Source organism: Pseudomonas sp. ANT_J12 (assembly GCF_008370045.1).
Taxonomy (GTDB): Bacteria; Pseudomonadota; Gammaproteobacteria; order Pseudomonadales; family Pseudomonadaceae; genus Aquipseudomonas.
The window spans coordinates 26,463-51,093 of record NZ_VOBN01000033.1 but is presented as its reverse complement, the minus strand read 5'-3'; the positions used below and the strand labels follow the sequence as shown (position 1 = coordinate 51,093).

Here is a 24,631-nt window from a genome sequence, read left to right as displayed (position 1 = left end):
CAGTGGCATTTTTATGCCAGCAAAATGGTAGGTGAGCTATTTATGTGCCACAGGTATAGAAATATGGGGCACCGCGTCTGGGATCAGGTGGTGACTTTGAGTGTGGGGTTCATGGAGCGTTTACGATTGTGGGACGCCAGTAGTTAAATCTTCATTTGTTGAGAGTCGTCGCAATTTGATTATGATGCTGCTTGAGAGCTACGCCGTAATGCGTGAGTCTTCAATTCTGACGTGGAACTATCGCTCGGAGTATTTTATTGAATGGTTAAATAATAATGGTTATAAAGAGATTTTCGCAAGTGACGTATATGCGCAGCAAGCGTACCGAGATTTTACGTCTTATCTCAATCACCGAATAATGGTTGGAGAGATCAAGCCCTTGACTGCAAGTGGATATCAAGATGGGGCTGTAAATATTATTGAGTTATTATATCCTGATACATTTCACTATATTTTATCTGGTGTTGTAAAAATACTCGCTCCCAGTGGTTCTGCAACGCCAAGTGATGCTCATGTGCAGTTATATAAAGACGTTTTCTTGGCAATAGCGCAGCATTGCAGTGACTTTGTTTTGAATAATAGCTCTTATCCTTGCGTGGTGAATATAAGGGATTATGAAGTTGTGATGTTTCCATCAAATCACGGAGCGATTGGGCCGTTTAAAATACCCCCGGCAATTTATAATCCCGTTCAGCGGCGAGTAGCGACGCCGGAAGAACATATGGCCGCGAAGAAAAAACTAGACCGAAAAACTATGGTTAGGTTTGATTCAAATCGTGCCGTATTACGGGCGCAAGAAAATGTCAATGCGGCTAATGAAAATAATCGTCATTGGCATCGATTATATCTGAGCGCTCTCGCTGCAAAAGCTTACGCCGGACTCTTTCTGCTGATTACAGGTGCCTCACCTACCGAGTTTTCTCAATTTACCTATAAGGAGGCGATAGAGGTTGAGAAGTCACCACTGAAAAAAGAATTAAAAGCTATAAAGTTTCGGGCTGGCGGGAAGACTACTTTATATAACATCGGGCGACACAACGGTTTACCGCTACTAAGGCAGTACCTCAAACTTCGCGAGTGGATATTGAATGGGAAAGAGGTGCCTAATTTATTCTTCGCTATGACTAAAGGTACGCAAGGCAACAATGAGAGTTTTGAAGAGTTTTCAGCGTCGAGCACGATGAAAAAATTTCATGGGTCTATTTCAGGCGTCTTTTTAGACCCTAAGGTTCCAAAGCTATCTTCGCGAAAAATGCGAAAGCACAAGAGCAACGTACAGCATTCGGCTCGCTTATCTCCTTCTACAGTTTCCAAGTCGCTGAATCACACCGAAGCAGTTAATCTGTCTACCTATGCTGAGGCTACATGGGAGCAACAGGAAACGGAATTTAGTCTGTTTTGGCAGTCTGTGCGCCATGCCGCAGATGTAGTTCGTGAGCGTAGTGAGACTTCTTCTGGCGATAGAATCTCAACTGCGGCAGGTCATTGTGATGACTTTAATCAACCATCTGCCCTAGGGGGCTGGGGCACTTCGTTTATCGAACCGAACTGTAGAACACAGTATGGCTGCTTATACTGTTCGCATTATATATGTCATTCCGATGAAGAAGATTTGCATAAGCTCTTTAGTTTGCAATATGTAATTGATTCGGTACGGAAAATAAACGCAGACGTAGGGCATGCTGATGCTCTGTTTAAGGACTTGTCGATAAGAATTAATTTTATAATTAGCGCGATTGGTGAACGCTCCGTATCTACTCTGCAATTGGTCGAGATCGTCAGAGAGAAAGTTTGTAGCTACGGTATATTGACCCCGTTTTGGGAAAATCGTTTGAGTCGCTACGAACAGATAGGGGTAGTATTTTGAAACGAGGTGTCGAGTCGATAGGTAGTCTTTTTGGTAGCGGAAATTTTTCTGTTACTTGTGAGCCAGATAATGCTCCGGTAAAAATTTCTAAACCTAGCGCTGATTTTGTATTGTGTCGTAGCGCAAACGGTCAGCCTACTGCTATATATGGGCAGAGCGTTTGGGATTTCAATCCTTATAGGTTGTCAGCTAATAAAATTAGCAGGATATCCTTTGTCGTATTTGACAATCAGGATGACGAACAGAACGCACTGGTTGAAGAGGCAAAATATCTGTTGTATTGTCTGATCTACTTTGGTGGAGGTGGGCGGCTCGGCAAACTTAGTGTTGCGACACTGTATAGGTATTGGGGGATACTTCGAGGGGTGATGCAATTTGGTTACGCCCAGAAGCAAAAACCAATTGTCGGCGTGCTGTCTCTGCAACAGATTTTTTCTACTCCGGTTTATCTGGCATCAGTCATTCGTGAACAATTTTCAGGAACAGATAGATCAGCTTTGTCCGGACTATTGTCCCAGTTAGTGCGTGTTGGCCGAGAGCGGATCGGGTATGACATATTGAATCCCAACCGCTTTGACCTTAGAAGGCCTGAGTCTAAACAGTATCCCGTGATACCGACGCGAATATATTTGAATCTGATCAATGTGGTAGGGGATCTGCTAGATCAGCTTTACGAAGGGGTTGGATCTTATCAGTCTTTCGTCAAATCGTTTTCTGACGAGCATTACGGGATTAATTTACACAACCAGAAAGGTCGCAAGCTTGGTGGAAAAGCCAACTATAGACCCGACATGGCGCAAGCGCTTCGAGAGCACGGCCTAGAGAAAGTGTTAGTTGATGAATTTCAATGCGACTTTAAAAAAGATGTTCAGACAGTTTTGCTTAAAATTCAGCATTTGGCGAAAACTGTAATTCATCTATATACCGGTATGCGCGAACAGGAAGTGATGCGGATGTGTTATTCCTGTCTTTCGTCGGAAATTTCTAGACCACCTGTGATTGATGATCACGGTTTGGTACGCGATCAGCCCCTAACCGTAATGGTGATATCAAGTACGACAAAATTTACAGGCTATAGAAAAGAAGGTACATGGTACGCGCCAGTAGAGGTCATCAAGGCAGTTGAAGTAGCTCAGGCAGTCTGTAGAGGACTTGCAAGTATATATGGAGTTAATGCAGATGCTAACTGTCCACTATTTCTTAGTCCTTCAATCGTAGGCTATAGTCGGAAATCTTTAGGGGTTAATGTTACTCAGTTTAAAAATCGAAGTGCGCAGTTGCGTGCATTACGCGGTTTGAGGATTCAGGCAGAGGACCTGCTAGAGCTGGCTCAGAGTGATCCTGGTCGTGACTTTTATAATGAGTCAATATATTCGGTTGGCAATTCATGGCCGTTAACTAGTCACCAGTTCAGGCGCTCACTCGCATTCTATGGCAGCAGCAGCGGATTTATTTCGCTGCCCGCGCTGAGAAGCCAATTTAAGCATATGACCATACAGATGGCGCAATATTATGCAAATAACTTTGAGAATCTTCGTACGGTTTTTGGGTATTACGATCCTGAAAAAAAAGAATTTGTTTTGCCGCCGAATCATTTCGCATTTGAGTTTCAGATGGCTATGCCTATGTCTGTCGCAAATCAACTAATAGCTGATCTACTTTTCAGCGAGGAGCCGTTATTTGGTGGTACTGGCTCATATGTGCAAAAGCAGAAACAGCGATTTGAGTCGGGTGTCATTCATATTGAAGATATTCGAGCCGAGACCCTGCAGCGTGTCAAGGATGGAGCTATCAGCTACCGTTCAACGTTGCTTGGTGGATGTTCAAAGGTAGGTCGCTGTGATTTCTTTCTTTTGGGTGATTATAGTGAATGTCTTGCCTGCGAGGCAGCTGTAATTAAACCTGACAAATTGGTAGCTGCTATTGAAGCTGGGATTCAGGAGCTAACTTTATATCCAGAAGGTTCGGGGGAGTATCAGATTGTCAAAAGTGAAGTTGAGCGGATGCTTGCTTTCAAGAGTCGCCTTATTGACTTAGTGGAACTGCAATAATGAAACAGAGAACCACAGGTAAAGGATTGATTGTTTGCGAGGAGGCATTGCAGCGCCTAGTAGTTGGTAAACCCTTCCTCGCGGAGCACGTTGGTTTACCCCTGTCTAAGCTTACTGCTGGCGCCGTAAGCCGAGAAGCTGGTTTCGACCCTGGCTATCTCAAAAAAAGCCGTAAATTGCACCTACCATTAATAGCAAAAATACAGTCGTTGCGAGAAGAGTCTTCTAATAATCCCAAATCTTCAAATGCTGATAGGGTTGCATACCTGGAAGCTAAGTTGGCAGTAATAGAGGTGAGACTTGTCAAGGCTAATGAGCTGTGTGATAAAGTTCTGACTCAAAATCTCCAGCTGTGGGAGCGTGTTCGGAAACTTGAAGCGGGAGTGGGTCATGTTTATAGAATCAATTGATTCGATTCGGCCTAGGATTTCGCCAACCTTTGGCTAGTTTTGCAGGCGTATTGGGCAACTCGCGAATGCGCTTGAAGCCATTCCGGTATATCGGGATGGCTTGCCTGTAAAATCAAGGGAGTTAGTTTGTTCTTAAAAGGAAGAGCTGAAAACAGGACTAAGAGTCCCTATCAGTGCAGTATCTTCGCCCTCTTCAATAATTCCCGCTAACAGCATGTCATGCCTAGTTGGGTAATGGCGCAAGAGAAAGCGGGCGTCGCGTCTAACGCGCTCGGGTAGCGATTCATCATGGGACAACTCTTCCAAGAAATCGCGTGTTTGGACTACTGAACGAGTACGTTCGCATGGCATTGTCATCTCGGCCCATCCATATCAGCGATAATTAAAATATCGGATTCGTAGAATTGACGTAGTGCTAGCTACGAAGATACTGCACAGCAGAAAAAAATCACTTTGCGTATCTTTCGCTTCATACTTTGGGTCAGATACGCCGGTCCAATAACCGCTACCGCACCCCGGACTCCTCTTGAGAATAGTACATCGGCTACAGGTCATTCACCCTGCTTTGCCACATCAGCATCGATGATTACTGTACCGTGAGCCTGAGCACAGTAACGTGTTCCTTCCGGCAAGCATTAAATTTCAAGAAGTTTTGAAACCATAATCTATGCTGGGTATATCGAGCAGCAACGAAGCAAGGCTGGTTATAAATCAGGTCCTATTCCTATCGATGGAAATCCGGGCTACCGGCGTAGCATCGGTCGAAAATGGGGACAGGAGCAGTACTGCTCGCTTCCAGCAGATCAGAGGGAGGCGTCTCATACCTCTTCGCGAATGCGAGTGATTAAAGAGTCTAATGTGGCAGTGTCATCTAGCAGAAGGTAGCAGCGCATCAGAACCGTCAACGGATGAACGTCCATGACGGAGGCTAGTGCGTCCACCTTTTCAAGGGTTGGGCCCTTTCCGCCACCCTCCAGTTGGCTAAGGTAGGTTTGGCTGCTACAGCCTCCGAAGTCTTCTTGACTCAGATGACGAGATTTTCTCATCTCTCTCAAGGCCATACCAAACGCTTGTTTCAGCTCCATTTTTCTCATCCCCGCAAAAGGAATGATGAAGCCGCCTTGAACGCCAGACCTCCATTAACTATTGTTAATATTTTGGGGGGATTTTTCGTGTTTAAAACGCATAGTCATGCTCAGCTATTTCCAGAACACGTTTTTGAGGGGGCGCGAGTTCAGCACTGGCAGTATGTTGAGCTCGAGATGCATTTTCCGTGGTTTTACATGGAACTGGTGCGCGACTACGGTGACGACATTGTAGGTAGCATGCTCATGATTCCGACAGTTCCGATACTTCAGCGGATGCTTTTGGAACTGGATGATCACTCTTGGTTTGCTCAAGCCTATCTCATGTCTCCTGGCTACCTGAGGGGCGAAAATAGCTGGGTGATGGAGCCACTTGTAGAGGTGAGCCTTGCGGAAGGGGATGCGAATAATTTGGCGGGTTACATCTACAAAGTCGAAGGGGGCGCGTGCTACAGCATTCAGCACGAGAGTACGTGCGGAGGTCTTAAAATTGCTGAGATAATTTTTTCAGCGGAGCGGCATCTGCGTACGTATGGGTGAACCGAAATTTACGACGCAACCCTTCTGATGAATTATCGTGAACCTAATTGCTCGGCTGGCAACCCGAATGTGGACTGGGACGATGGCAATCACGGCCGCTCTCTTCCCTCTCCCCGCTTCATGGCGGTGGGGTGATGGCACATCGTCTAATCGGCCTTTATAAATACTGAATGTGTATGTACGATCGCCGCCACTGCATTTGCCGGCGAGTATGTACAGCGCACCTATTTAGCTTGCCAAAAGGCAGGTGCAAAGCTCCCCTTGATTTGTTCGGCTGATTTGTTCGGCCGGCCTATGGCGCTGCTGCGACGCGTTATGCTGACGTCATCCGTTTGGCTGGTTCCTCACATTTGTTTCGCTGTGTGTTGTGTATCAATCCCCTCGGTTTAAAAAAAGCTCAACTGGATCAATACTGCGCAGGAAGCAATAGATGCCAAACGGCAACGCAATCATTATTGGCGTTAATCTCAGGGAAGCCAACCTGAAGCGAAAGCTTCGCGAGCACCTGCATTCTTTGGGCTTCACTAAGACCGCTGAAGGGGCTTTGCGCGCGCCGGGAAATAGCAAGGATGCGATCCGCACGTTGCACAGCGCTCAGCGAGAGGAGCGCCTTATCGCCAGCGAGAACTTCGTTACGAGGGCTGGTGGAAAACTGATGCAATACTTTGCGTCAGGAATGGATGTAAAACCCGAAAAAATCTCTCCAGTATTGGAAAGGGTTTCGTCCGGTACTTGGCAAAGCGACCTTTTTAGGCTCGCTTCGATGTCATGGTCCGTCCCAGTATCCAGCGGTTTTGGTAGGCGCTTGCGTTATCTCGTTTGGGACCAAAGCAATGGGAAGCTAATGGGGATCATTGCGGTCGGTGATCCGGTTTTCAACCTTGGTGTAAGAGACAAATTCATAGGCTGGAACTCGGAAGATCGCGGCGCCAGGCTTGTCAATCTTATGGATGCTTACCCAACCCCGCAAAGCCGGGACATGGTGTGCACTTAAATTTAGGTGGGCACCTGTTCTAGCCTTTTAAGCGGGTATTTCATGCAGCCAACACGCCGTTCGTATTCCAAATCCTTCAAAGCCCAGGTCATTCAAGAGTGTGCCCAACCCGGCGCATCGATTGCCAGCATCGCCCTCAGCCATAGCCTTAACGCAAACCTCGTTCACAAATGGATTCGGGTGCAAGTGCAGAAAAGCACGGCGCTTCAACCAGCATTCATCCCATTGCCTATGCAAACAACGGCGCCCGTATCTTCATCGAATATCAGCGTTGAGATTCTGCACCCACGCGGCACCGTCAAACTAAACTGGCCAACCGATAGCGCTGCTGCCTGCGCCGCTTTCCTTCGAGACCTGTTGCGATGATCCGCATCGACGCCATCTGGTGCGTAATTGCATGGACTTAACCACTCATTTGCATCCGTGCTGACCAACCGTTTGCATTCAACTTGACCAGCACACGCCGTTGTGAAGATCGGCAGAGAACGGCCAAAAGCGGTCGCTCGTAACGGGCCTCTTTCGACCCAAAGACGCCGGCCACGCCTGCTGCGTGACCGGTGCTCTGCTTCAGGATTAGCGGTTCAAGAACGCTGCAGCCAGCTGAAAAAACCGCCTTTCTTGATCGCCACCGACCTCTGCACCAGCAGAGATGCGCTGCTCTGCTCGCGGAAGCTCTGCAGCTTGTGCAGGGCGCTGCCGATCTCGCTACGTTGCTCCAGACAGGCCTGGATCAATGGCTTGTCGATGCGATAGAGCAGCCCCGAACTCAGTGCAGTGAAACTTGCCTGCGAAGGTGTGCCGTGGATGATGCCCTGTTCACCCATAATCTCGCCGGGGCCCATGCGCCCGGCCTCGACGAATCGCTCGCCGTCGGGCACCGCGGCGGACACCACACCGGTACCGATCACCAGCAAATGTTCGCTGACCTCACCCAGTTCCAGCACCACCTGGCCAACGCTGACGGCCAGCGGCTGCATTTGTTCGGCCAGGCGATCCTTCTCCTCGGCGCTCAGCGAAAGGAAGATCTTCACATCGTCGAGCAGCGCGCGCTGGCGGCTGTGCGCCACGTCCTGGGTTTCATTGCCGCGCAGGATGCCGGCGGCTTGCAGGTGGCGGTGGGCGAGGTCGAACATCAGGTTGCGTACTTCGGTGTTGTTGCTCTGGGCACTGACGTAGCCGCTGATCTCGTATTCCACCGTATGCAGGTCCGAGGCCTTCACCGTGGCCTTGGCCTTGGGTGCCGGTAGCAGCGCGCTGACGCCCTGCAGGGTGCGGTTCAGCGCGTCGATTACCAGGCGCGGGCGTACCTGCGCTGGCACGCTGACACTTATGCTGAGCTGGTGGATATCGGTGGTGCGATTGAGGTTGAGGATCTTGGCCTTGGCCGCCACCGAGTTGGGGATCACCACCGTACCGCCCTTGCTGGTGCGCAGGTGGGTGGCGCGCCAGTCGATCTCGATCACCTTGCCTTCGGTGCCGTCGATCGACACCCAGTCATCCAGGCGGTAGGGCTTGGTGGTGTTCAGCACGATGCCGGAGAACACGTCGCTGAGGGTGCTCTGCAGCGCCAGGCCGACGACGATGGCGACCACCCCGGAGGTGGCCAGCAGGCCCTTGACCGGAAGCTGCATGATGTAGGCGGCGGCCGCGACTAGGGCGGCGACGAAGATCACCGCGCCCAACACGTCTTGCAGCAGGCGTCCGGTGTGGCCGCTGCGCGGCATCAGCAGCACGCCGAGGGCCACGGTCAGGGTGCGTGCGCAGAGCAGCCACCAGGCGATGCCCAGCACCGAGCCCATCATGCTCAGCGCCGGCTCGGTCCACGGCGGAGGCTGCAGCGGACTCATCCCGGCTTCGATGATCACTAGGCTGTAGGCAAGGAAGAAACCCAGGCGCAGCAGCACGCGCCAGACTTTGGCTTCGGCGGGCAGCAGACGCCAGCAGGCAAGGTCGGTTAGCAGCAGGCCGACGGCGATTAGCAGCAGGTGTTGGTGAATCAGCGCGAGCATGCTGCACTCCTGGGTAGGTGAGAGCTGGTAGGGGTAAGCATGACTAGATCGACGGCCAAGGTGAACGCTCAGTGCTGCAAAGTCCCCGTGTAAGGCTGCACGGCTGCTTCTTCCTGCTCGAAGACCTGCATTAGACAGGGGGCGCGCAATGACATGTCGCGCGCAGCGATGGTGGTAATGAGTTTCATCCGGCAGAGGTAAAGCTCAATCCGGGCAGCTGAATCGCCGTAGTTTTTAGATTCCCATAAAGACCGCTTTTGGCCACTCCTGCTTTTCATTACCGGCAGCTGTTACCCGGTTGTGGCCATTCACGAAAGGCAGATTCCGGCCAAAAAACGGTCATAGAGTACCTAGGAAATTCGGGGCGACCCATGCCTCAGCGTAACAGCCAGCGTGACAATGTGCGTGTCGCTATAGGCATCAACCAATAGACCATGCTCATGGAGATCAAGCCTGCTACCAATACTTTGAGTAGCCAAGCAGGCATGTTCAGTTCAGTAAGATCAATAAAGGCATACATCATCCAGGGTATGATAACTGTCAAGGGAAATACGACCACCCAGGACAGTAGCCATTGCTTCCAACGAGCGACAGTGACTCGACCTTGTAACGGCTCAAACCAGAACTTCGAGTCATCGTCTGCGCGATAGTAGTCTTGACGTAGCCATGGCAACGACTCGCGCAGCAACGCTTGCCGCACCTCAGACTTCAGCCAGGCCAGGACGTGCTCCTTGCTGACGAAACGCAGAATGATCGCGTAACGCAGTTGTTGCCCTACCGGTTTAACAATATCCGTGGCCAAGTAGCCGGGGAAGTTTTGATGAGCCTCAATAGCCTTGCTCATCCACTGTTCATAAAGCGCCTGATACTGCGAGTTAACCTCATGAACAATTACACTCACACCAGCATCACTACTCATGGTTGCTGCCTTCGTTGTAGAGCTCGCTGGTAGATCCGTTCGCGCGCTGGAGTCATAGGGTCGTGACTGGCCGAAATGCCGTCGATCATGCGCCCAGGGTTGAAATCAAGGCGTTGCTGGGTGGACTGTTGCTCCGCAATCGGCACCACAGCGTCGAGGGTTAAAACGCCCAATTCGACCTCCTGATGGCTGCGTGACCAGGGAATCGAGCCATCATCTACGGCGTCTCCGGGAGCGGCCAACTGCGCCACCAGGCGCAACTTCACAGGCCCTCTGGCAAGGCGTGTACCGATTTCGTCTTGCAAATAGTCTGCAGGCATTTCTATGGCTTGCTGATCAGTTAATACGGTCTCGGCCACTAGCGGCTCAATGCGATAACGACCGATACGCTGCTCGCCCATGCCATTGCTGAACACCAGAGAATTGACACCGAAGTACTCCACAGCGGCGTAGCTGCTGGGTGCCTGTTTAGGTGCTTCAAGAAAGTGCTGTGCTCTTGGATGAGTGGCCAGAAATGCTTGCAGCGGCAACGGATCAGGCGGTGTAGCGACATTGGCGGCAATGCCTTGCAAAAAGCGGAGAAAGTCTTCGGGCGTGGCAACCGGAAAGCCATCGAAGGAGTGCGTCACAATATCCGTGAACTCGCCACTCGGCAGCGAGAAACGCAGAGCCAGGCCATGCGGACTGGCCATCGGGTCAGCGTCTGCTGTACCTGGCAAACCACTAAAGTTGGAGAACCGCAGTTGAACCGGAACTGCTTGCCCATGGAAATGGACCGCTCGACTTAACGTCGCCGCCTCTTGCGTTGCAGTAAACATTCCATGCAGCAACACGCCCTTAGCATGCGTAATGCGAAAGCCAGGGTGATTGCCAAAGGTTGCATAGAGTGCATCAAGCAATGCGTCATAAAGACTGTCTTGCTGTTGGGTCAGGTTGTTCATAGTAGAAAAATCATCTTCGTTTACGGCGATGGCAAAGGGCGCTGCCAGCGCCCCTGCCAATGCTGCGCTGGCCAAAAATAGAGGTAGTCGCATTGGGCTCAACTCAGGCTTGCCAGGGCCGGATAGTCGGTATACCCGCGGGCATCACCACCGTAGAAGGTATTGCCATCCGGCTGCGCCAGCTCAGCGTTACAAACAAAACGCTGCGGCAGATCCGGATTGGCAATAAAGGGTTTGCCGAACGCTACTGCATCGGCCAGGCCCTGCACGAGGATGTCCTGAGCGCTTGTTTGCTGATAGCCGCCACAAACAAAGATTGCGCCATTGAATAGCTCGCGCAGTTGCGCACGAAAGCCTGAGGGATACTGCACACCAGGCCACTCAGACAAATGCAGATAGGCGATGCCCCGCGCACTGAGGGCCTCAGCCAAGTACAACGTAATCTCTTGGGCTTCAATGCTGAAGTCCATATCGTTAACGCTTGGCGGGCACCACGGCGAGAGGCGAACACCCACGCGCTCTGCACCCACGGCTGCCGCAACGGCATCAACCACTTCTAGGACAAATCGGGCACGATTTTCCAGCGAACCTCCGTAGCGGTCAGTGCGTTGATTGGTCGTAACAGAGAGAAACTGCTCGAGTAAAAAACCGTTTGCACCCTGCAGCTCAACTAAATCAAAACCTGCTTCACGAGCCCACAGTGCGGCCTGGACAAACTCCTGCACCACTGCGGCAATACCGTCGTCACTCAACGCCAGCGGCGTGTCGCAATCGACCATGGCTGGTGAGCCTTGCGAATCAAACGCGAAAGTCTTGGCCTTTGCGCGGATGGCTGAAGGAGCAAGGGGTAACTGTCCCTGTGGCAATACCGAGTGATGAGAAATACGCCCGACATGCCACAGCTGAGCAGCGATCAGACCGCCGTTGTCATGTACCTCATCGACGACCTTCTTCCAGCCTAGTTGCTGAGCTTCGGTATAGATGCCCGGGGTATAGGCATAGCCCTTGGCGCCAGGTGAAATAGGCATCCCTTCGCTGATCAGCAGTCCGGCACTGGCACGTTGCCCATAGTATTGGGCGTTCAGCGCAGTTGGAACATCACCGGGCTGAGCTGAACGTGAGCGGGTCATAGGGGCCATCAGCACGCGGTTAGCCAAGGTCAGAGGGCCAACATTCAAAGGGTTTAGCAAGTTTTTCGTACGACTCATAAAATAGTTCTCATGCAGCCGCCTACGCAGCATCGTGCGTAGGCGAGCGAGTTGGATTTAGTGGTGACGTAAGCCGGGATTGAGAGCGATGTGTTTGTATTCAACGAAATCATCCATCGCCGCCACGCCATTCAAACGGCCCTGGCCGGACTGTTTGAAACCACCTTCCTCAAACTCGTCGTAGACCACTGCCCAATCATTGACCCAGACAGTGCCAGCCTCCAGCTCGCGAGCAACCCGTAAAGAGCGATCGATATCGCGAGTCCATACACTCGCTGCCAAGCCAAATTCGCTGTTGTTGGCCAGATCAATCGCTTCTGCTTCGCTATCAAACACCTGCAGCGTCAGCACCGGACCGAATGTCTCACGCTGGACAATTGGCATCTCGGGATCAGTTACCCGCAGCAGTGTTGGCCGGTAGAAAGCTCCTCCGGCCAAAGGCCCTTCGGTTACCGGGCCACCGCGCACGATGACCTCAGCACCGCCAGCGATGGCTTCTTCCACCACTTGGTTAACCCGCTGAACGTTGGGCTTATCGATCAAAGGCCCCATCTCGCTGCTTGGATCTGCAGCGGGCCCTACGCGCACAGCTTCCAGTCGCGCAGCCAAACGCTCGATCAGCGCGGGAGCAATATCGCGCTGCACCAACAGCCGCGAACCCGTCATGCAGAACTGGCCAGCGAATACGGTCAGGGCTTTTTCGAGCGTTGGCACGGTTGCATCAAGGTCGGCATCGTTAAACACCAGCATGGGAGTCTTCCCGCCCAGTTCCAGGCCAAAACGCTTCAGCGACTGCGCGCCCGCAGCGGAGATTGCGCGGCCCGTTGTGGTGCTGCCGGTAAAACTGATTACCGGAACCTGGGGCGACTCCACCAGATGGATGGAACCTGCTGCGCCTTGTTCGCTGAACAAGTTGATAACACCGCGCGGTAATGACACAGACTCGCTCATGATGCGTGCTACCAACGCGTTGGTTTGAGCTGTTTGCCCAGGCATTTTGATGACTGTAGTACAGCCCGCCGCCAGGGCTGGTGCTAGGGAGCGAATCATCAGTACGACCGGCGAGTTCCACGGCACGATAATGCCCGCCACACCAACCGCTTGACGAATCACCAGGGAAATTTTGCCGGGCTTAGGCTCTGCTGCTCGACCGTACTCAGCACGAGCCTGGGCGGCGTAGTAGCGCAACTTGGAGGGCACCATAGTGACCTCGAACGCTGCTTCGGGTTTGATCTTGCCGTTTTCCAGGGCCAGCATGGCAATCAGCTCGTCGGCATTGCGCTCAAACGCATCGGCCAGCTCCAGCAGCACCTTGGCGCGCAAGTTGCGATCATCTTTCCAGGGCGTTTCGGCGAACGAGCGCTTAGCCGCTTCAATCCCCTGCTGCGCTTCATGCAAACCACCTTCGGCGTATTGACCAATGCACTCATAGGTCGCTGGGTCGATGGAATCTTTATAAACACCGGAGTCCAGCCACAGGCCATCGATCCAGTTCAAAACCAGGGTGTTATTCATAGAGGTAATTCCTAGATTATTAAGCGTAGAGGCTGGCAACTTTCTCAGCAGCAGCAATCACAGTGATGTTGGTCGCCACCGAAGGCACATCGGGGAAGATCGAAGCGTCGACTACACGTAGCCCCTGTACACCGATCACCCGCGCTTCAAGATCAACCACTGCTTGTGCGTCACCCGGTCGGCCCATGGGCGCAGTCGAGGTTGGATGGTGATAGGTATCAAGACTGGCTTTGACACTGGCAAGCAACGCCTCATCGGTGTCATTGCCCGGGCCTGGATTGAGCTCGGAATGAATCAGCGTGTTCAACGGCGCTGTTGTGCCGATTTTGCGAGCCATACGGATGCCATCAAGCAGACGCTGACGATCCTTGGGCTCGGCGAGAAAATTGAGGTCAATGCGCGGTGCAACAAACGGATCGCGACTGACTAAGGTCACCTTGCCACGCGACAGTGGCCGAGTCAGCGCGACTGCGAGCACAAAGCCAACCTGCGTCGGGCTTTGCTCATGGGGAAACAAATGGGTCGCGGTGATGTGCAGATCCAGATCGCCGTTTTCGGCTTTTCTGCTATGGGTCCAGAGCTTGGCACCGATAGCGGGCGACTGACTGCCAATTAGCTCAGGTTTTGCCGCGTAGGCATTGTAATAAAACGGATGATCCATCAGGTTTTGCCCAACGGGCAGTTCAGCAACCAGCGGGATCTGTAAGGCCTGCAAGTCCTCACGCGGACCTATGCCGGATCGCAGTAGGATCGCTGCACTGCCGTAGCTACCCGCAGAGAGAATGACTTCACCGGCTAAGAGCTTTTCACCATCAGCCAGTTGCACACCGATCGCGCGCTTACCATCAAAAAGTACTTTGTCTACAAGGCTATCGGCGCGGATCATCAGATTAGCGCGACTGCGTACTTCATCAGTGAGGTAGGCCATGCCGGTGTTGACCCGTACACCGTTGACGATATTCATCGGGTACGGGCCTACACCATTTGCATTCGCACCATCAAAGTCGCCAACTTTCGTGTAGCCATTCGCCACTGTCGCGCTGATAAAAGCCCGCTGCATCGGCGTGACGTCGGCATCACTAAGTTGATGAACTGGGAGAGGGCCATCATGGCCGTGCAAGCGACTAGAACCCGCACTATGGGTTTCTAGTTTCTTGAAAAATGGCAACAACTCCTCATAGCTCCAGCCTGGTAGCCCCCAGCGCTCGAAATCAGTAGGCCGCGCACGAATTGCCACGGCTCCATTGATCGCCGAACTACCGCCCAACACCTTGCCGCGCAGAGCGCCGATGGGATGATTGATGTAACCCGGTTGAGTCTTGTAGCCCCACTCAAATTCAGGATTGCCATTGGCGCCAACAATATCGCTGCTCGCAACAAGCGCAGGATAACTTCCAGGGCTATAGCTATGCCCAGCTTCCAGCAGTAGCACCCGACGGTCAGTGTTTTCGCTCAAGCGTCGAGCTAGCACTGCGCCAGCCGAGCCACCACCGACGATGATCACATCGAAAGCGCTCGGCTGTCCGTCGCTCTTTCTGGCCTTGCCAGCAGGCTCCAGTGCACGCGCTAAACCACTGCCCACTGTGAGGGTAGCGGCAGCCATAACACCACCGGCCAACACAGCACGGCGAGCGGGGTTGTTTAAGGAAACTGACATCCATCCTCCTCCATTTCTTCCTTTCAGACGCTGGTAATGCGCCTGTTGGAAAAAAGGATAAGTCAGTGTTCAGCCCCCCATAAGCCAGAGAAAAGCGAATCGATGTTTCGTTTTTTTCGAACGACTCAACACTATGGCTGCAAATGCGCTGTCAGCATCTGATCCCAAATCGGCGGGTTGCCGATCTGCTCACTGAGGAAACTGCCTAGCACACGGAGCTTGGGCGAGGTTCGCTGCGACTGACGATAGACCACAGAAATATTGCCGCCACGAGGCGCATAAGGCTCCAGCACCTCTCTCAGCTCACCGTCCACAATGGCCTGCGCGGCCAGGAATGTGGGCAGTATCGCAAGCCCGAGACCCGCCTTGGCCGCTTCCATAAGTTGGTGGCCACAATTGGTACGCATTCGACAGCGCACACGGAATGACTCCAATGTGTTGTTCACCGGTAGCGTCCACATGCCATGAGGTTCGCGATTCACGTAGAGCATGGCGTAATGTTGGGCCAGGTCTTGCGGGATATTCGGTGTGCCATGAGCACTCAAATAATCCGGGCTGGCACAGATGATATGGCGATTGGGGGTAATGGTTTTGGCCACTAGCGAAGAGTCCGGCAATTCACCAATGCGAACCGCCGCATCAAACCCCTCTTCATGCAAATTGACGCGACGGTCATCGAATTCAACGTCCAGTTCCAGCTCCGGATATTGCCTGGCGAAAGACGACAGAATCGGCGTCAGATAGCGCATCCCAAAAGCCATCGGAACTGCAATACGCAAACTACCGCGAACAGTCGACTGAGACGTCAAGACCGCGTTTTCGGCATCTTCAACATCAGCAAGGATACTTATGCAATGACGGTAAAAAACCTCGCCAGACTCAGTCAGGCGAGTCTGCCGACCACGCTCTAGCAAGATGCTTCCTAAGCGTTTTTCTAGTTGCTGAATCCGCTGGCAGACCATCGACTTGGCCGTACCCAAACGACGAGCGGCTTCAGAAATGCTGCCCGTGTCCGCCACTGTGACGAAAGAATGCATCTCAGATAGTTTATTCAAGTTCTAAATCCGTGAACACTTATGTAAATATTATCCAGATTGACACTTTTGCAGGTGTCTTGTGGCCTATTAATACCTGTCACAACAGACTGCAACGAATCGACTGCGGTCGTTCATGGCCGGCAGCCACGACCCGAAGGAGACTCTCCGACGTCTACGAAACTCGGTTCGGAAGTGTGCCGCCTGGCATATCCTTCCCCCATAGCACTGACAGAGGAGGCTCCATGCCGGTTTCGTTACTATTCGAGCAAGTCGATGTTTTCTCCGAACAATCCTTTAAAGGTAACGCCGTAGCTGTCGTAATTGGTGCCGACGACCTGACCAGCCAACAAATGCACGATTTTGCAGCCTGGACACAGCTTAGCGAGACAACCTTTCTGCTGAAACCAAACTCTCCCGAAGCACATTACCGAGTACGAATTTTCACCCCGCTACGGGAGCTCCCCTTTGCCGGTCATCCTACACTGGGAAGCTGTCATGTATGGCTAAATCAAAGTGGCGGCAACGTCGATAAAGAGATTATTCAGGAGTGCCTGGCAGGCCTGATCCGCATTCGCCGGAATGGTGCTTTTCTGTCGTTCGCAGCGCCGCCTCTGGTTCGGAGTGGAGCAGTAGGTGGAGATGTGTTGCGTCAGATTGAGAGCGGATTGGGCCTGTCCTGTGATCAAATCCTCGCCAGTCAATGGGTAGACAATGGACCCGGTTGGGTTGCCGTAATGATGGCATCGCGTGATGACGTTTTGGCTATTCGCCCAGACTATTTGAAGCTCAACGGGCTCAACGTAGGAGTAGTCGCGCCTTGGCAAGGTCCTCATGCGGACGCAGATGTCGAGGTGCGCGCGTTTATGGGTGAAGAACTGAATGAAGATCCTGTCACCGGAAGTCTCAATGCGAGCCTGGCGCAATGGCTGATTTCTACAGGGGTCATGCCTGACCACTACACTGCGAGCCAAGGCACTGCATTAGGTCGTCAAGGTCGGATAAAAATTGAGAAGATCGGAAGTGATATCTGGGTCGGAGGTGAGGTGCAGCTAGGTATGTCAGGGCGGGTAATGTTCTAGCTACCACTGCGTGATGTATCTATCCCCCATTACCTTGCCAACTTAGCTCACAGTCCGGCATTGGCCCAGAATGTGTCAAACGCATACACCATTTGGAAGTCTGCGCTGCTACGTACAATCTATCAGCGCTCGGCTAACAAGCAGACCTGAAATTTGCGTAGGAACGCGATTTTCGTTCTAGTTCTGACCGTCATACCTGCTCTAAAACGTTTTTACACAACCTGGGCCGGTTGCTGTCCTTCAGTCATAAACGACCGAACCACGATTCAAGCGAAAAACAATGCCTGGCCGCAGCTGCCCTGATCCGTCGTTCAGAGCAGCCTGCCGTGTTCGAGTAAGCTTCGCTAACTCTCAGCTCAGGGGCGCTCGGTCCTAGCCCTTGAGTTTGGCCGTGATGCTGGCGACATACTCGCCTTGGTGACGGGCGATACCCAGTTCACGCTCGTCTGGCTGGCGCGAACCGTTGCCACCAGCCAGCGTCGAGGCGCCATAAGGAGTACCCCCGCTCACTTGCGAAATGTCGAACAGGGCCGGAGTGCTATAGCCGATAGGGACGATCACCATGCCGTGATGCGCCAAAGTGGTCCAGGTGGACGTGATGGTCATTTCCTGTCCCCCACCGGTACCGGTCGAGGTAAAGACACTGGCGACCTTCCCGACAAGCGCGCCCCGGGCCCATAAGCCACCGGTCTGATCCAGGAAGTTGCGCATTTGGCCGGACATGTTGCCGAAGCGAGTCGGGGTGCCAAAGATGATAGCGTCATAGTCGGCAAGTTCATTGGCTACTGCGATGGGTGCCTTTTGATCGACCTTGCCATGGGCCGCTTCAAACATGTGTGCATCCATCGTTTCGGGTACACGCTTGATCGTTACTTCCACTCCGGCGACGGTGCGGGCTCCTTCAGCGACGCTTTGCGCCATGGTTTCGATATGACCGTACATCGAATGATAGAGCACTAGAACCTTGACCATTGTTGTTTCCTTTTGAGGGGTTTTAGGTTTGAAACTTTGCGCGAAGGCGCTATCGGCGGGCGGCATATTTCAGCGAGTGAAGCCCTTGATCCAGCTTCAACTTTGCTGTTTACGAATCACATCCGATAGTTTTTCCGCCATCATGATGACGTTCGGGTTGAGGTTGATCAGCGGAATTTCAGGGAAGATTGATGCGTCAATGACTCGCAGTCCTTGTACGCCATAGACATTCCCCTGCGCATCAACCACCGCGTTCGGATCGCTTGGCAGTCCCATCGGAGCTGTGGAACAAGGGTGCTGCAAGGTGCCGACGCCTTTAGCTAGGGCTTGGCGAATGTCTTTGTCGCTGTCGCTAACCGATGGCCCCGGGAAGATTTCCTCGACAATCAGGCTTTTCAAAGGCTCAGTCGTGGCTAGTTTTCGGGCGATCCGGAAGCATTCGACCATGCGCTGCATGTCGTCTTCGCTGGTGAGGTGATTGAGCTTGATGACAGGTTGAACCTTCGGATCGAGGCTCTTGAGTTTGACGCTGCCGGTCGAGCTGACCTTCATCAATTCCAGCCCTAGCGAAAACGCCACACCGGTCTTGCTGATACTCGGGTCGAGCAAGTGCGATGGGGAGACCGCGATATCCAGTTCCCCGGCTGACTTGGCGAAGGAGGAGTGAGTCCACAATTGTGAGCCGACAACGGGGTGATCCTGGCCCTTGAGTTCCGGCTTACCGGCAAAGTTCATCCAGTAAAAGGCGTGATCGAGCAGTCGAGTGCCGACCGCAGCGTCTCGTATAACCGGGATGCCCAGGGCTTGCAGATCCGCTTTCGGGCCGATACCCGAGCGCAACAGGATCGCTGCCGAGCCGTAGGCGCCAGCACTGAGGATCACTTCCTTGCCACGCAGTTCTTTACCGTCAGCCAGCAGAACCGAGCGGACCTTGGTACCGTCGAACTGCAGTTTGTCGATCAGGCTTTCGCAAAGGATGGTCAGATTCGAGCGTCTACGCACCTCTGGCGTGAGGTAGGCGATGCCGGTGTTGACCCGCACACCATTGACCACGTTCATCAGATTTGGGCCTGCACCGTTGTTGGCCAGAGGGTTGTTGAAGTCATCGACCTTGGCGTAGCCGAGTTTCCAGGCGGCCTCAACCGTCGAGCGTTGTACGGGGGTGATGTAGTCCATCGTCAGTTGATGAATCGGAAACGGGCCATTGCGACCGTGCCATTTATCATCGCCGGTGTGACAGGTTTCCATCTTCTTGAAGTAGGGCAGCACCTCGTCGAACGTCCAGCCCTTCAAGCCTTTGGCGGTGATGCGCTGGAAGTCGTAGGGCAGGGCACGGCAAGCAACGGCGCCATTGATTGCGGAACTGCCACCGATTACCTTGCCGCGCGGCGCATAGATCGCTTCAGCCTGCTCAACCGGCTCGGCGTGATAACCCCATTCATAACGCGGATCAGCGTTGGCGGCGATGATGTTGCCGCTGTAGAGCAGCTCTGGGTATTGATCCGGATCGAAAGAAGGACCGGCCTCGACCAGCAAAACACTCTTGTTGCCGCTCTCACTTAAACGGTTGGCCAACACGGCACCGGCAGAACCACCGCCTAGAATCACATAGTCGAATACGTGCTCGAACGGGCCCTGTTGTTTGAGCCGGCTGCGAGATTGACTCTCCGGAGCAGCAGGTTGCGCCGCTGAAGCAATACCCGATGCGAGGGACGCTGAGGCAATCACCACCATTGAGCCTTTGATGAAGCCGCGACGTTGCTTACCGGAACGGTTCAGAGGGTCTTGTGATGCGGGAACGATGGTTTCATCCATTTTGAGATAACTCCTGGAACATATTGTTTTTGGAAGGAGGCCGGTGCGCAGGTGCATCGCTTGACGCACACCCACCCTTTGAAAGAGCTTCAGTCCTGATGCGACATGACCACGATGGCCTTGACCACCTTGCCGTTGATGCCGTCGTCAATGGCTTGGTTGATGTCTGCCAACGGGTACAATCGGGAAATTTTTTCAAGGGGTAGCAGGCCCTGGCGGTAGTACTCAACCAACTGCGGGATGAAAATCTCCGGCAAGGTGTCGCCCATCACGCTGCCGATCACCCGCCGCCCACGCAGCAGATTCCAGGCATCGAACTCAACGGTCTCGCCCTGGGGCAACACGCCGGTCATCACTAGGGTGCCGAGTTCGCGCAGGCTGTTGAGTGCTGCGCTGATGACCGTTTTCACACCGCTGGACTCAAAGGCGTATTGCACGCCCAAGCCATCACTCAATGCGCGGATCTCTTTGACCACATCGACGTCAGGCCCTGAGAGCACTGTATGGGTGGCCCCCAGTTCCATGGCCAGGTCGAGACGCGATTGTTTGTTGTCGACCACGATGCGTTGGCTGCAGCCGATGATCTTGCTCGCCATCAAGGCGCTGAGGCCGACGGTACCGCAGCCAAAAATCACCACGCTGCTACCCGGCTCCGGGCGCAAGGTATTCATCATCCCGCCGGCGCCCGTCATCACCCCGCAGGCAAGCGGGCCGAGCAGTTTGAGGTCGACATCTTTAGGCACTTTCACCAGCGAGCTTTTGTGCGCAATGGCGTAAGTGGCATGGGAGGACTGCGAAAAAAAGTGGCTGTGTACCGCGCTTTCTTGATCGTGCAAGCACATCGAGCCGTCGGCCCGAGCACCGCCAAAGTTCAATGGCACATGATTAACGCAAAACGCTGGCTGCCCCGAACGACAGAACCCGCACTCGCCACAACGGCCCATGGAGAGCACAACGTGATCCCCCACCTGGAAGTTGTTGACAGCTGCACCGACCTTATCGACTATGCCCGCGCCTTCATGGCCCAGCACCACCGGAAGTGGGGTGGGCAGGTAACCATCCCGAACGTCCAGGTCGGTACGGCAGATACCCGCCGCCACAATCTTGATCCGTACTTCGTCCTCACGCGGTTCGTCGATTTTCAGTGAAAGTATTTCCAGTGGCGCACGGTGCTCTCTTGCCACAGCGGCGAGTGTTTTCATTGTTTTAATTCTTCACAGGGAATGGGCTGGTGAGCGGGCTATTCAATCCTTGTTGGCATTGCAGGCACCGCAAGGCGGTTCGCCTGACGTGCCTGTCCTGCGCATCCACGGATTGCGTAGTCGTTACTTGTATTTACACGAACATGTCACGATACCGATGGTAGACAGGCTGATACGCAGTTGCTTGTCTGTGAGCGCAGTGGAATTTATCTGAGAGTGAAACAATGAATTGCGTCATTACCACGGAAGGGCTGCCAGACGATATGCGCATGGACTATTGGCAGCATGTCGTCAGAGAGAATTTCATCCATTTCGATATGCAGCCGATTGCCGGACAACCGGCTTTCAACGGAAAAATTTTTCAGTACACGCGCAATGCCATTCAACTGGCCGATGTGATTGCCGATGGTCACTTTGTCCGCCGCTCGATGCAGCACTTGTCTACGGGAGATGATGATTTCTTCCTGCTGCTCATCCAGCGTCATGGCACCAGTCAGATCGAGCAGGACAATCGTCAGGTCACCATGAATCCCGGTGACATGGTGCTTTGCGACAGTAGCCGCAGCTATTCGATGAATATGCCGGGCGCTTTCCATCACGAAGTACTGATGATTCCTGGGCGGGTGATGCGTCATTCGCTGCGAAACGCCAGGGATTACACTGCACGGGTGATTCCCACAGCGTCCGGGACCGGTCGGCTGTTCAGCCAGTTCATCAACTCGCTGCAAGGTTGCGTCGGTGAGCTTGATGAGCTCAGTTCATCTTCAGTGGCCAGCGCGACCGTCGAGTTGCTTTGTGCTGCATTGGTCGGGGCTCCAGAGCAGGTCGCTGTTCTTCCGGGCAATCTGAAACAATTTCACCTGCGGCGATTACGCGCCTATGTGCATGAGCACCTGGCTGATCAGGAACTGGATGTAGACCGGATCAGCAAGGCCTTAAGCTTGTCCAAGCGCTATTTGCATGCTCTCTGCGACGGGCAGCCCAATACCCTCTCTAGCTGGATCTGGAAAGAGCGCCTGGACGCCGCGCGCCGGACATTGAGCGATCCAGCCAACGCGCAGAATCCGATCACTGAGATTGCCTTGTCGGTCGGGTTCAAGAGCCCCGCGCACTTTAGTCGCATGTTCCAATCGGCATTCCAGATGAGCCCGCGCGACTTACGCGCTCAGGCGTTTGAGCAGAGACAGAGACAGAGCCAGGTTGAAGGGGAAGGCAGTGGCCAAACGTGAACGAAAAATGCCATATGAAAAATTAATCCTAGTTCTGCGTGTTACGAGCCGTCGCGACCGGTAGCTTCGATCAAAAAAGTCAGTCATAGGGAAAGACTTCGACGGGCAGCAAACAGCCGCTCTCTGTCCTATACGACTGACTGCTTTTGGCCGATGACTGCCTGTCGCCAGCGGCAGCAATGGGCAGTTCTCTACCGATCATGTTTACTAAGCGTGCTGGTCAAATCCGATGCAATCGGTGGTCTAATCGAATGCAAACGCCTGGTCAAGTGCAATGCAAACGAGTGGTCAGTACCGATGCAATCAGATGGTCAAGTGGAGTGCAATTTCGCAATCTGGCTCGCCACCGAGCCCATGGATATGCGCGCCGGCACTGAAACGGCGCTGGCGAGGGTGGTCGCGGTGTTCGGTGCGGCGAAGCCGCACTGCGCTTATCTGTTTGCCAATCGCCGCGCGACTCGGATGAAAGTGCTGGTACACGATGGGATTGGCGTATGGCTGGCGGCACGTCGCTTGAACCAAGGTAAATTCCATTGGCCAGGCGTTCGGCAAGGCAGTGAAGTGCAGTTGGATGCCGAGCAACTTCAGGCTTTGGTACTAGGCCTACCTTGGCAACGCGTGGGGTCTGGCGGAGCTATTACGCTGCTTTAAAACTGTAGTTAGCATCTCGGTTTGCTGCCGCAAGCGGTCTGCTTTGGTAAAATCCACGGTATGACTTCCTCGCCCAATCTCGATCAAATGACTCCCGATCAACTGCGTGCATTCGCTGCGCAGTTGCTGTCGCAAGTCGAGACCATGGGCAGAACGGTCGAAACCATGGGCAAGAAGATCAACCGCGATCAAACGGTGATCGAGAAGCTGACCCACGAGATCGCACAGCTCAAGCGTTTGAAGTTTGCCAAGCGCAGTGAGCAGATGAATCCTGAGCAGGCCAGCCTGCTGGATGACCTGATCGATACCGATATTGCGGCGATTGAGGCCGAGCTTCAGGCGTTGCAAATAGCACCAGCGGCGACCGAGAAAAAGCAAAAGCCCAAGCGCACGGCATTGCCGGCAGAATTCCCACGCACGTTGATCCATCACGAACCGGACAACACTCACTGCCCATGCGGCTGCGCCCTCAAGCGCATCGGTGAAGATGTCAGCGAAAAGCTCGACTACATGCCGGGCGTGTTCACCGTTGAGCGCCATGTTCGTGGCAAGTGGGTTTGCGATGACTGCGAAACGCTGATCCAGGCGCCGGTACCTCAATGACGGGGCCGTACCCATTGATAATAATTGGGCGGAGAACCAGATCCGACCATGGGCCCTTGGACGCAAGAACTGGCTCTTCGCCGGATCGCTACGCAGCGGAAAAAGGGCGGCGGCGATCATGAGCTTGATCCAGTCTGCGCGGAATGGTCATGATCCGTACGCTTATCTAAAGGATGTTCTCTTCCTGGGTATGTTGGTGGTGCCAGGCGATGCCATCTTCAGCGCACAAACGCTGGACGAAGTCCAAATCACTTTCCCCGTACTGAGTGCAGTATTCGCGCACGGGGCTAGTCGTAACATTGAAAGTGAAGGTGTCGGACTGAATTCCATGACCATTCAGCACCTGAGCAATGATTTGCGGAACAGTCAAATTCTGGAAAATTCGTTGGTTGTGACTGTACTGCAGGTAGTGCAAAGCAGGAACCAGCGTCAAGTGATAGCGGGTAAGACGCTTGCCAGCGTCACCGACTAGAACGTCTTCGATGAGCCCGTGAATGCCTTCTCCGTTCAGCCCGAACTGAAGAAATGCCTGCTGACTGAGCAGACTCTCTAGGTCAAAGTCAGGGCACTCGCTGACCAGTTCAACTTTTATCGCATAAAGGTTACTGATGGCTTCAGCGCCATCAAACGCCAATACTTTAAAATCGTTGCGAACAGAAGGGATCTGTAATGCAAAGTGCGCGGAATTTGCAGGCGCAAACATAAGCTTATCCTTAAGCCGAAAAATGAGAATGAGGAGTTTTGATGCACTCTATTCTGAGAACTGGTAGCCGCTTCGAATGAGCCGATATCCATCAACGCAGTTGGCTTGAGAAAGGGCTCATTATCTTCAGCAGTGCAGCGGTCT

At 53.3% G+C, this 24,631-nt stretch carries 21 protein-coding genes and 2 pseudogenes; 10 read left to right on the top strand and 13 right to left on the bottom strand.

What is annotated here, in order from left to right:
* The first annotated feature begins 100 nt into the window (after positions 1-100).
* The 3 genes from FQ192_RS34145 to FQ192_RS32520 are packed head-to-tail and all read left to right on the top strand — an operon-like array spanning position 101 to position 4,328.
* A complete protein-coding gene (locus FQ192_RS34145; protein WP_178129305.1) occupies positions 101-1,867 on the top strand; it encodes a hypothetical protein in 1,767 nt (588 codons plus the stop codon).
* On the top strand, positions 1,864-3,918 hold the full coding sequence (locus FQ192_RS32525) for an integrase (protein WP_129440938.1): 2,055 nt from the start codon (positions 1,864-1,866) through the stop codon (positions 3,916-3,918). Before FQ192_RS34145 ends, FQ192_RS32525 begins: the two co-directional genes overlap by 4 nt.
* Complete coding sequence (locus FQ192_RS32520) at positions 3,918-4,328, top strand: hypothetical protein (protein WP_129440939.1); 411 nt, start codon at positions 3,918-3,920, stop codon at positions 4,326-4,328. Before FQ192_RS32525 ends, FQ192_RS32520 begins: the two co-directional genes overlap by 1 nt.
* Before the next feature lie 132 nt (positions 4,329-4,460).
* Here the strand turns inward: FQ192_RS32520 and FQ192_RS34765 are convergent, their stop codons facing one another.
* Together FQ192_RS34765 and FQ192_RS32510 are read right to left on the bottom strand one after the other, a co-directional pair.
* Positions 4,461-4,679, bottom strand: a complete 219-nt coding sequence (locus tag FQ192_RS34765) for a BPSL0761 family protein (RefSeq protein ID WP_306108905.1) — start codon at positions 4,677-4,679, stop codon at positions 4,461-4,463.
* Between the two features lie 467 nt (positions 4,680-5,146).
* Positions 5,147-5,374, bottom strand: coding sequence for a helix-turn-helix transcriptional regulator (locus tag FQ192_RS32510; RefSeq protein ID WP_306108904.1), 228 nt, complete (start codon positions 5,372-5,374; stop codon positions 5,147-5,149).
* Here FQ192_RS32510 and FQ192_RS32505 point away from each other — a divergent pair.
* The 3 genes from FQ192_RS32505 to FQ192_RS32495 all read left to right on the top strand — a co-directional run bounded on the left by FQ192_RS32505 (position 5,348) and on the right by FQ192_RS32495 (position 7,313).
* A complete protein-coding gene (locus tag FQ192_RS32505) occupies positions 5,348-5,953 on the top strand; it encodes a hypothetical protein (RefSeq protein ID WP_371928241.1) in 606 nt (201 codons plus the stop codon). The genes FQ192_RS32510 and FQ192_RS32505 overlap by 27 nt on opposite strands.
* A 430-nt stretch (positions 5,954-6,383) precedes the next feature.
* Positions 6,384-6,947, top strand: a complete 564-nt coding sequence (locus FQ192_RS32500) for a Druantia anti-phage system protein DruA (RefSeq protein ID WP_256672431.1) — start codon at positions 6,384-6,386, stop codon at positions 6,945-6,947.
* Between the two features lie 42 nt (positions 6,948-6,989).
* Positions 6,990-7,313, top strand: a complete 324-nt coding sequence (locus FQ192_RS32495) for a transposase (RefSeq protein WP_218570130.1) — start codon at positions 6,990-6,992, stop codon at positions 7,311-7,313.
* A gap of 215 nt (positions 7,314-7,528) precedes the next feature.
* Here the strand turns inward: FQ192_RS32495 and FQ192_RS32490 are convergent, their stop codons facing one another.
* From FQ192_RS32490 to FQ192_RS32460, 7 genes are all read right to left on the bottom strand, one after another.
* Positions 7,529-8,956, bottom strand: coding sequence for a mechanosensitive ion channel family protein (locus tag FQ192_RS32490; RefSeq protein ID WP_129440957.1), 1,428 nt, complete (start codon positions 8,954-8,956; stop codon positions 7,529-7,531).
* Positions 8,957-9,332: 376 nt separating this feature from the next.
* Positions 9,333-9,875 (bottom strand): antibiotic biosynthesis monooxygenase, encoded by a 543-nt coding sequence (locus tag FQ192_RS32485; RefSeq protein ID WP_129440959.1) that lies wholly within the window; start codon positions 9,873-9,875, stop codon positions 9,333-9,335.
* Positions 9,872-10,909: a catalase family peroxidase gene (locus tag FQ192_RS32480; RefSeq protein WP_256657535.1), complete on the bottom strand. Its 1,038-nt coding sequence runs from the start codon at positions 10,907-10,909 to the stop codon at positions 9,872-9,874. The genes FQ192_RS32485 and FQ192_RS32480 overlap by 4 nt, the downstream gene beginning before the upstream one ends.
* A 5-nt stretch (positions 10,910-10,914) precedes the next feature.
* Positions 10,915-12,024 carry an alkene reductase gene (locus tag FQ192_RS32475; protein ID WP_129440961.1) on the bottom strand — a complete coding sequence of 370 codons (1,110 nt, stop codon included), beginning with the start codon at positions 12,022-12,024 and terminating at the stop codon, positions 10,915-10,917.
* 57 nt (positions 12,025-12,081) lie between these two features.
* A complete protein-coding gene (locus FQ192_RS32470) occupies positions 12,082-13,539 on the bottom strand; it encodes an aldehyde dehydrogenase family protein (protein ID WP_129440963.1) in 1,458 nt (485 codons plus the stop codon).
* Positions 13,540-13,558: 19 nt separating this feature from the next.
* On the bottom strand, positions 13,559-15,196 hold the full coding sequence (locus FQ192_RS32465) for a GMC family oxidoreductase (RefSeq protein ID WP_129440965.1): 1,638 nt from the start codon (positions 15,194-15,196) through the stop codon (positions 13,559-13,561).
* 131 nt (positions 15,197-15,327) lie between these two features.
* Positions 15,328-16,251 carry a LysR family transcriptional regulator gene (locus FQ192_RS32460; RefSeq protein WP_129440967.1) on the bottom strand — a complete coding sequence of 308 codons (924 nt, stop codon included), beginning with the start codon at positions 16,249-16,251 and terminating at the stop codon, positions 15,328-15,330.
* Between the two features lie 224 nt (positions 16,252-16,475).
* On the opposite strand from FQ192_RS32460, the gene FQ192_RS32455 reads away from it, so the two are divergent.
* A complete protein-coding gene (locus FQ192_RS32455; RefSeq protein WP_129440969.1) occupies positions 16,476-17,312 on the top strand; it encodes a PhzF family phenazine biosynthesis protein in 837 nt (278 codons plus the stop codon).
* Positions 17,313-17,684: 372 nt separating this feature from the next.
* On the opposite strand, the gene wrbA is transcribed toward FQ192_RS32455, so the two are convergent.
* The 3 genes from wrbA to FQ192_RS32440 form a co-directional block, all read right to left on the bottom strand.
* Positions 17,685-18,284, bottom strand: a complete 600-nt coding sequence (gene wrbA / locus FQ192_RS32450; protein ID WP_129440971.1) for an NAD(P)H:quinone oxidoreductase — start codon at positions 18,282-18,284, stop codon at positions 17,685-17,687.
* Between the two features lie 96 nt (positions 18,285-18,380).
* Positions 18,381-20,099 (bottom strand): GMC family oxidoreductase, encoded by a 1,719-nt coding sequence (locus FQ192_RS32445; RefSeq protein WP_218570131.1) that lies wholly within the window; start codon positions 20,097-20,099, stop codon positions 18,381-18,383.
* Positions 20,100-20,188: 89 nt separating this feature from the next.
* On the bottom strand, positions 20,189-21,301 hold the full coding sequence (locus FQ192_RS32440) for an NAD(P)-dependent alcohol dehydrogenase (protein WP_129440973.1): 1,113 nt from the start codon (positions 21,299-21,301) through the stop codon (positions 20,189-20,191).
* A gap of 224 nt (positions 21,302-21,525) precedes the next feature.
* On the opposite strand from FQ192_RS32440, the gene FQ192_RS32435 reads away from it, so the two are divergent.
* From FQ192_RS32435 to FQ192_RS32425, 3 genes and pseudogenes are all read left to right on the top strand, one after another.
* Positions 21,526-22,530 (top strand): helix-turn-helix domain-containing protein, encoded by a 1,005-nt coding sequence (locus FQ192_RS32435; RefSeq protein ID WP_129440975.1) that lies wholly within the window; start codon positions 21,526-21,528, stop codon positions 22,528-22,530.
* Between the two features lie 213 nt (positions 22,531-22,743).
* The gene (tnpB, locus tag FQ192_RS34760; protein ID WP_165353258.1) at positions 22,744-23,181 is read left to right on the top strand and encodes an IS66 family insertion sequence element accessory protein TnpB; all 438 of its coding nucleotides are present in this window, start codon (positions 22,744-22,746) and stop codon (positions 23,179-23,181) included.
* A gap of 60 nt (positions 23,182-23,241) precedes the next feature.
* Positions 23,242-23,965, top strand: a pseudogene (locus FQ192_RS32425) (IS66 family transposase zinc-finger binding domain-containing protein); the annotation flags it as partial.
* On the opposite strand, the pseudogene FQ192_RS32420 reads toward FQ192_RS32425, so the two are convergent.
* Positions 23,954-24,487, bottom strand: a pseudogene (locus tag FQ192_RS32420) (contractile injection system protein, VgrG/Pvc8 family); the annotation flags it as partial. The pseudogenes FQ192_RS32425 and FQ192_RS32420 overlap by 12 nt on opposite strands.
* Positions 24,488-24,631: the final 144 nt, after the last annotated feature.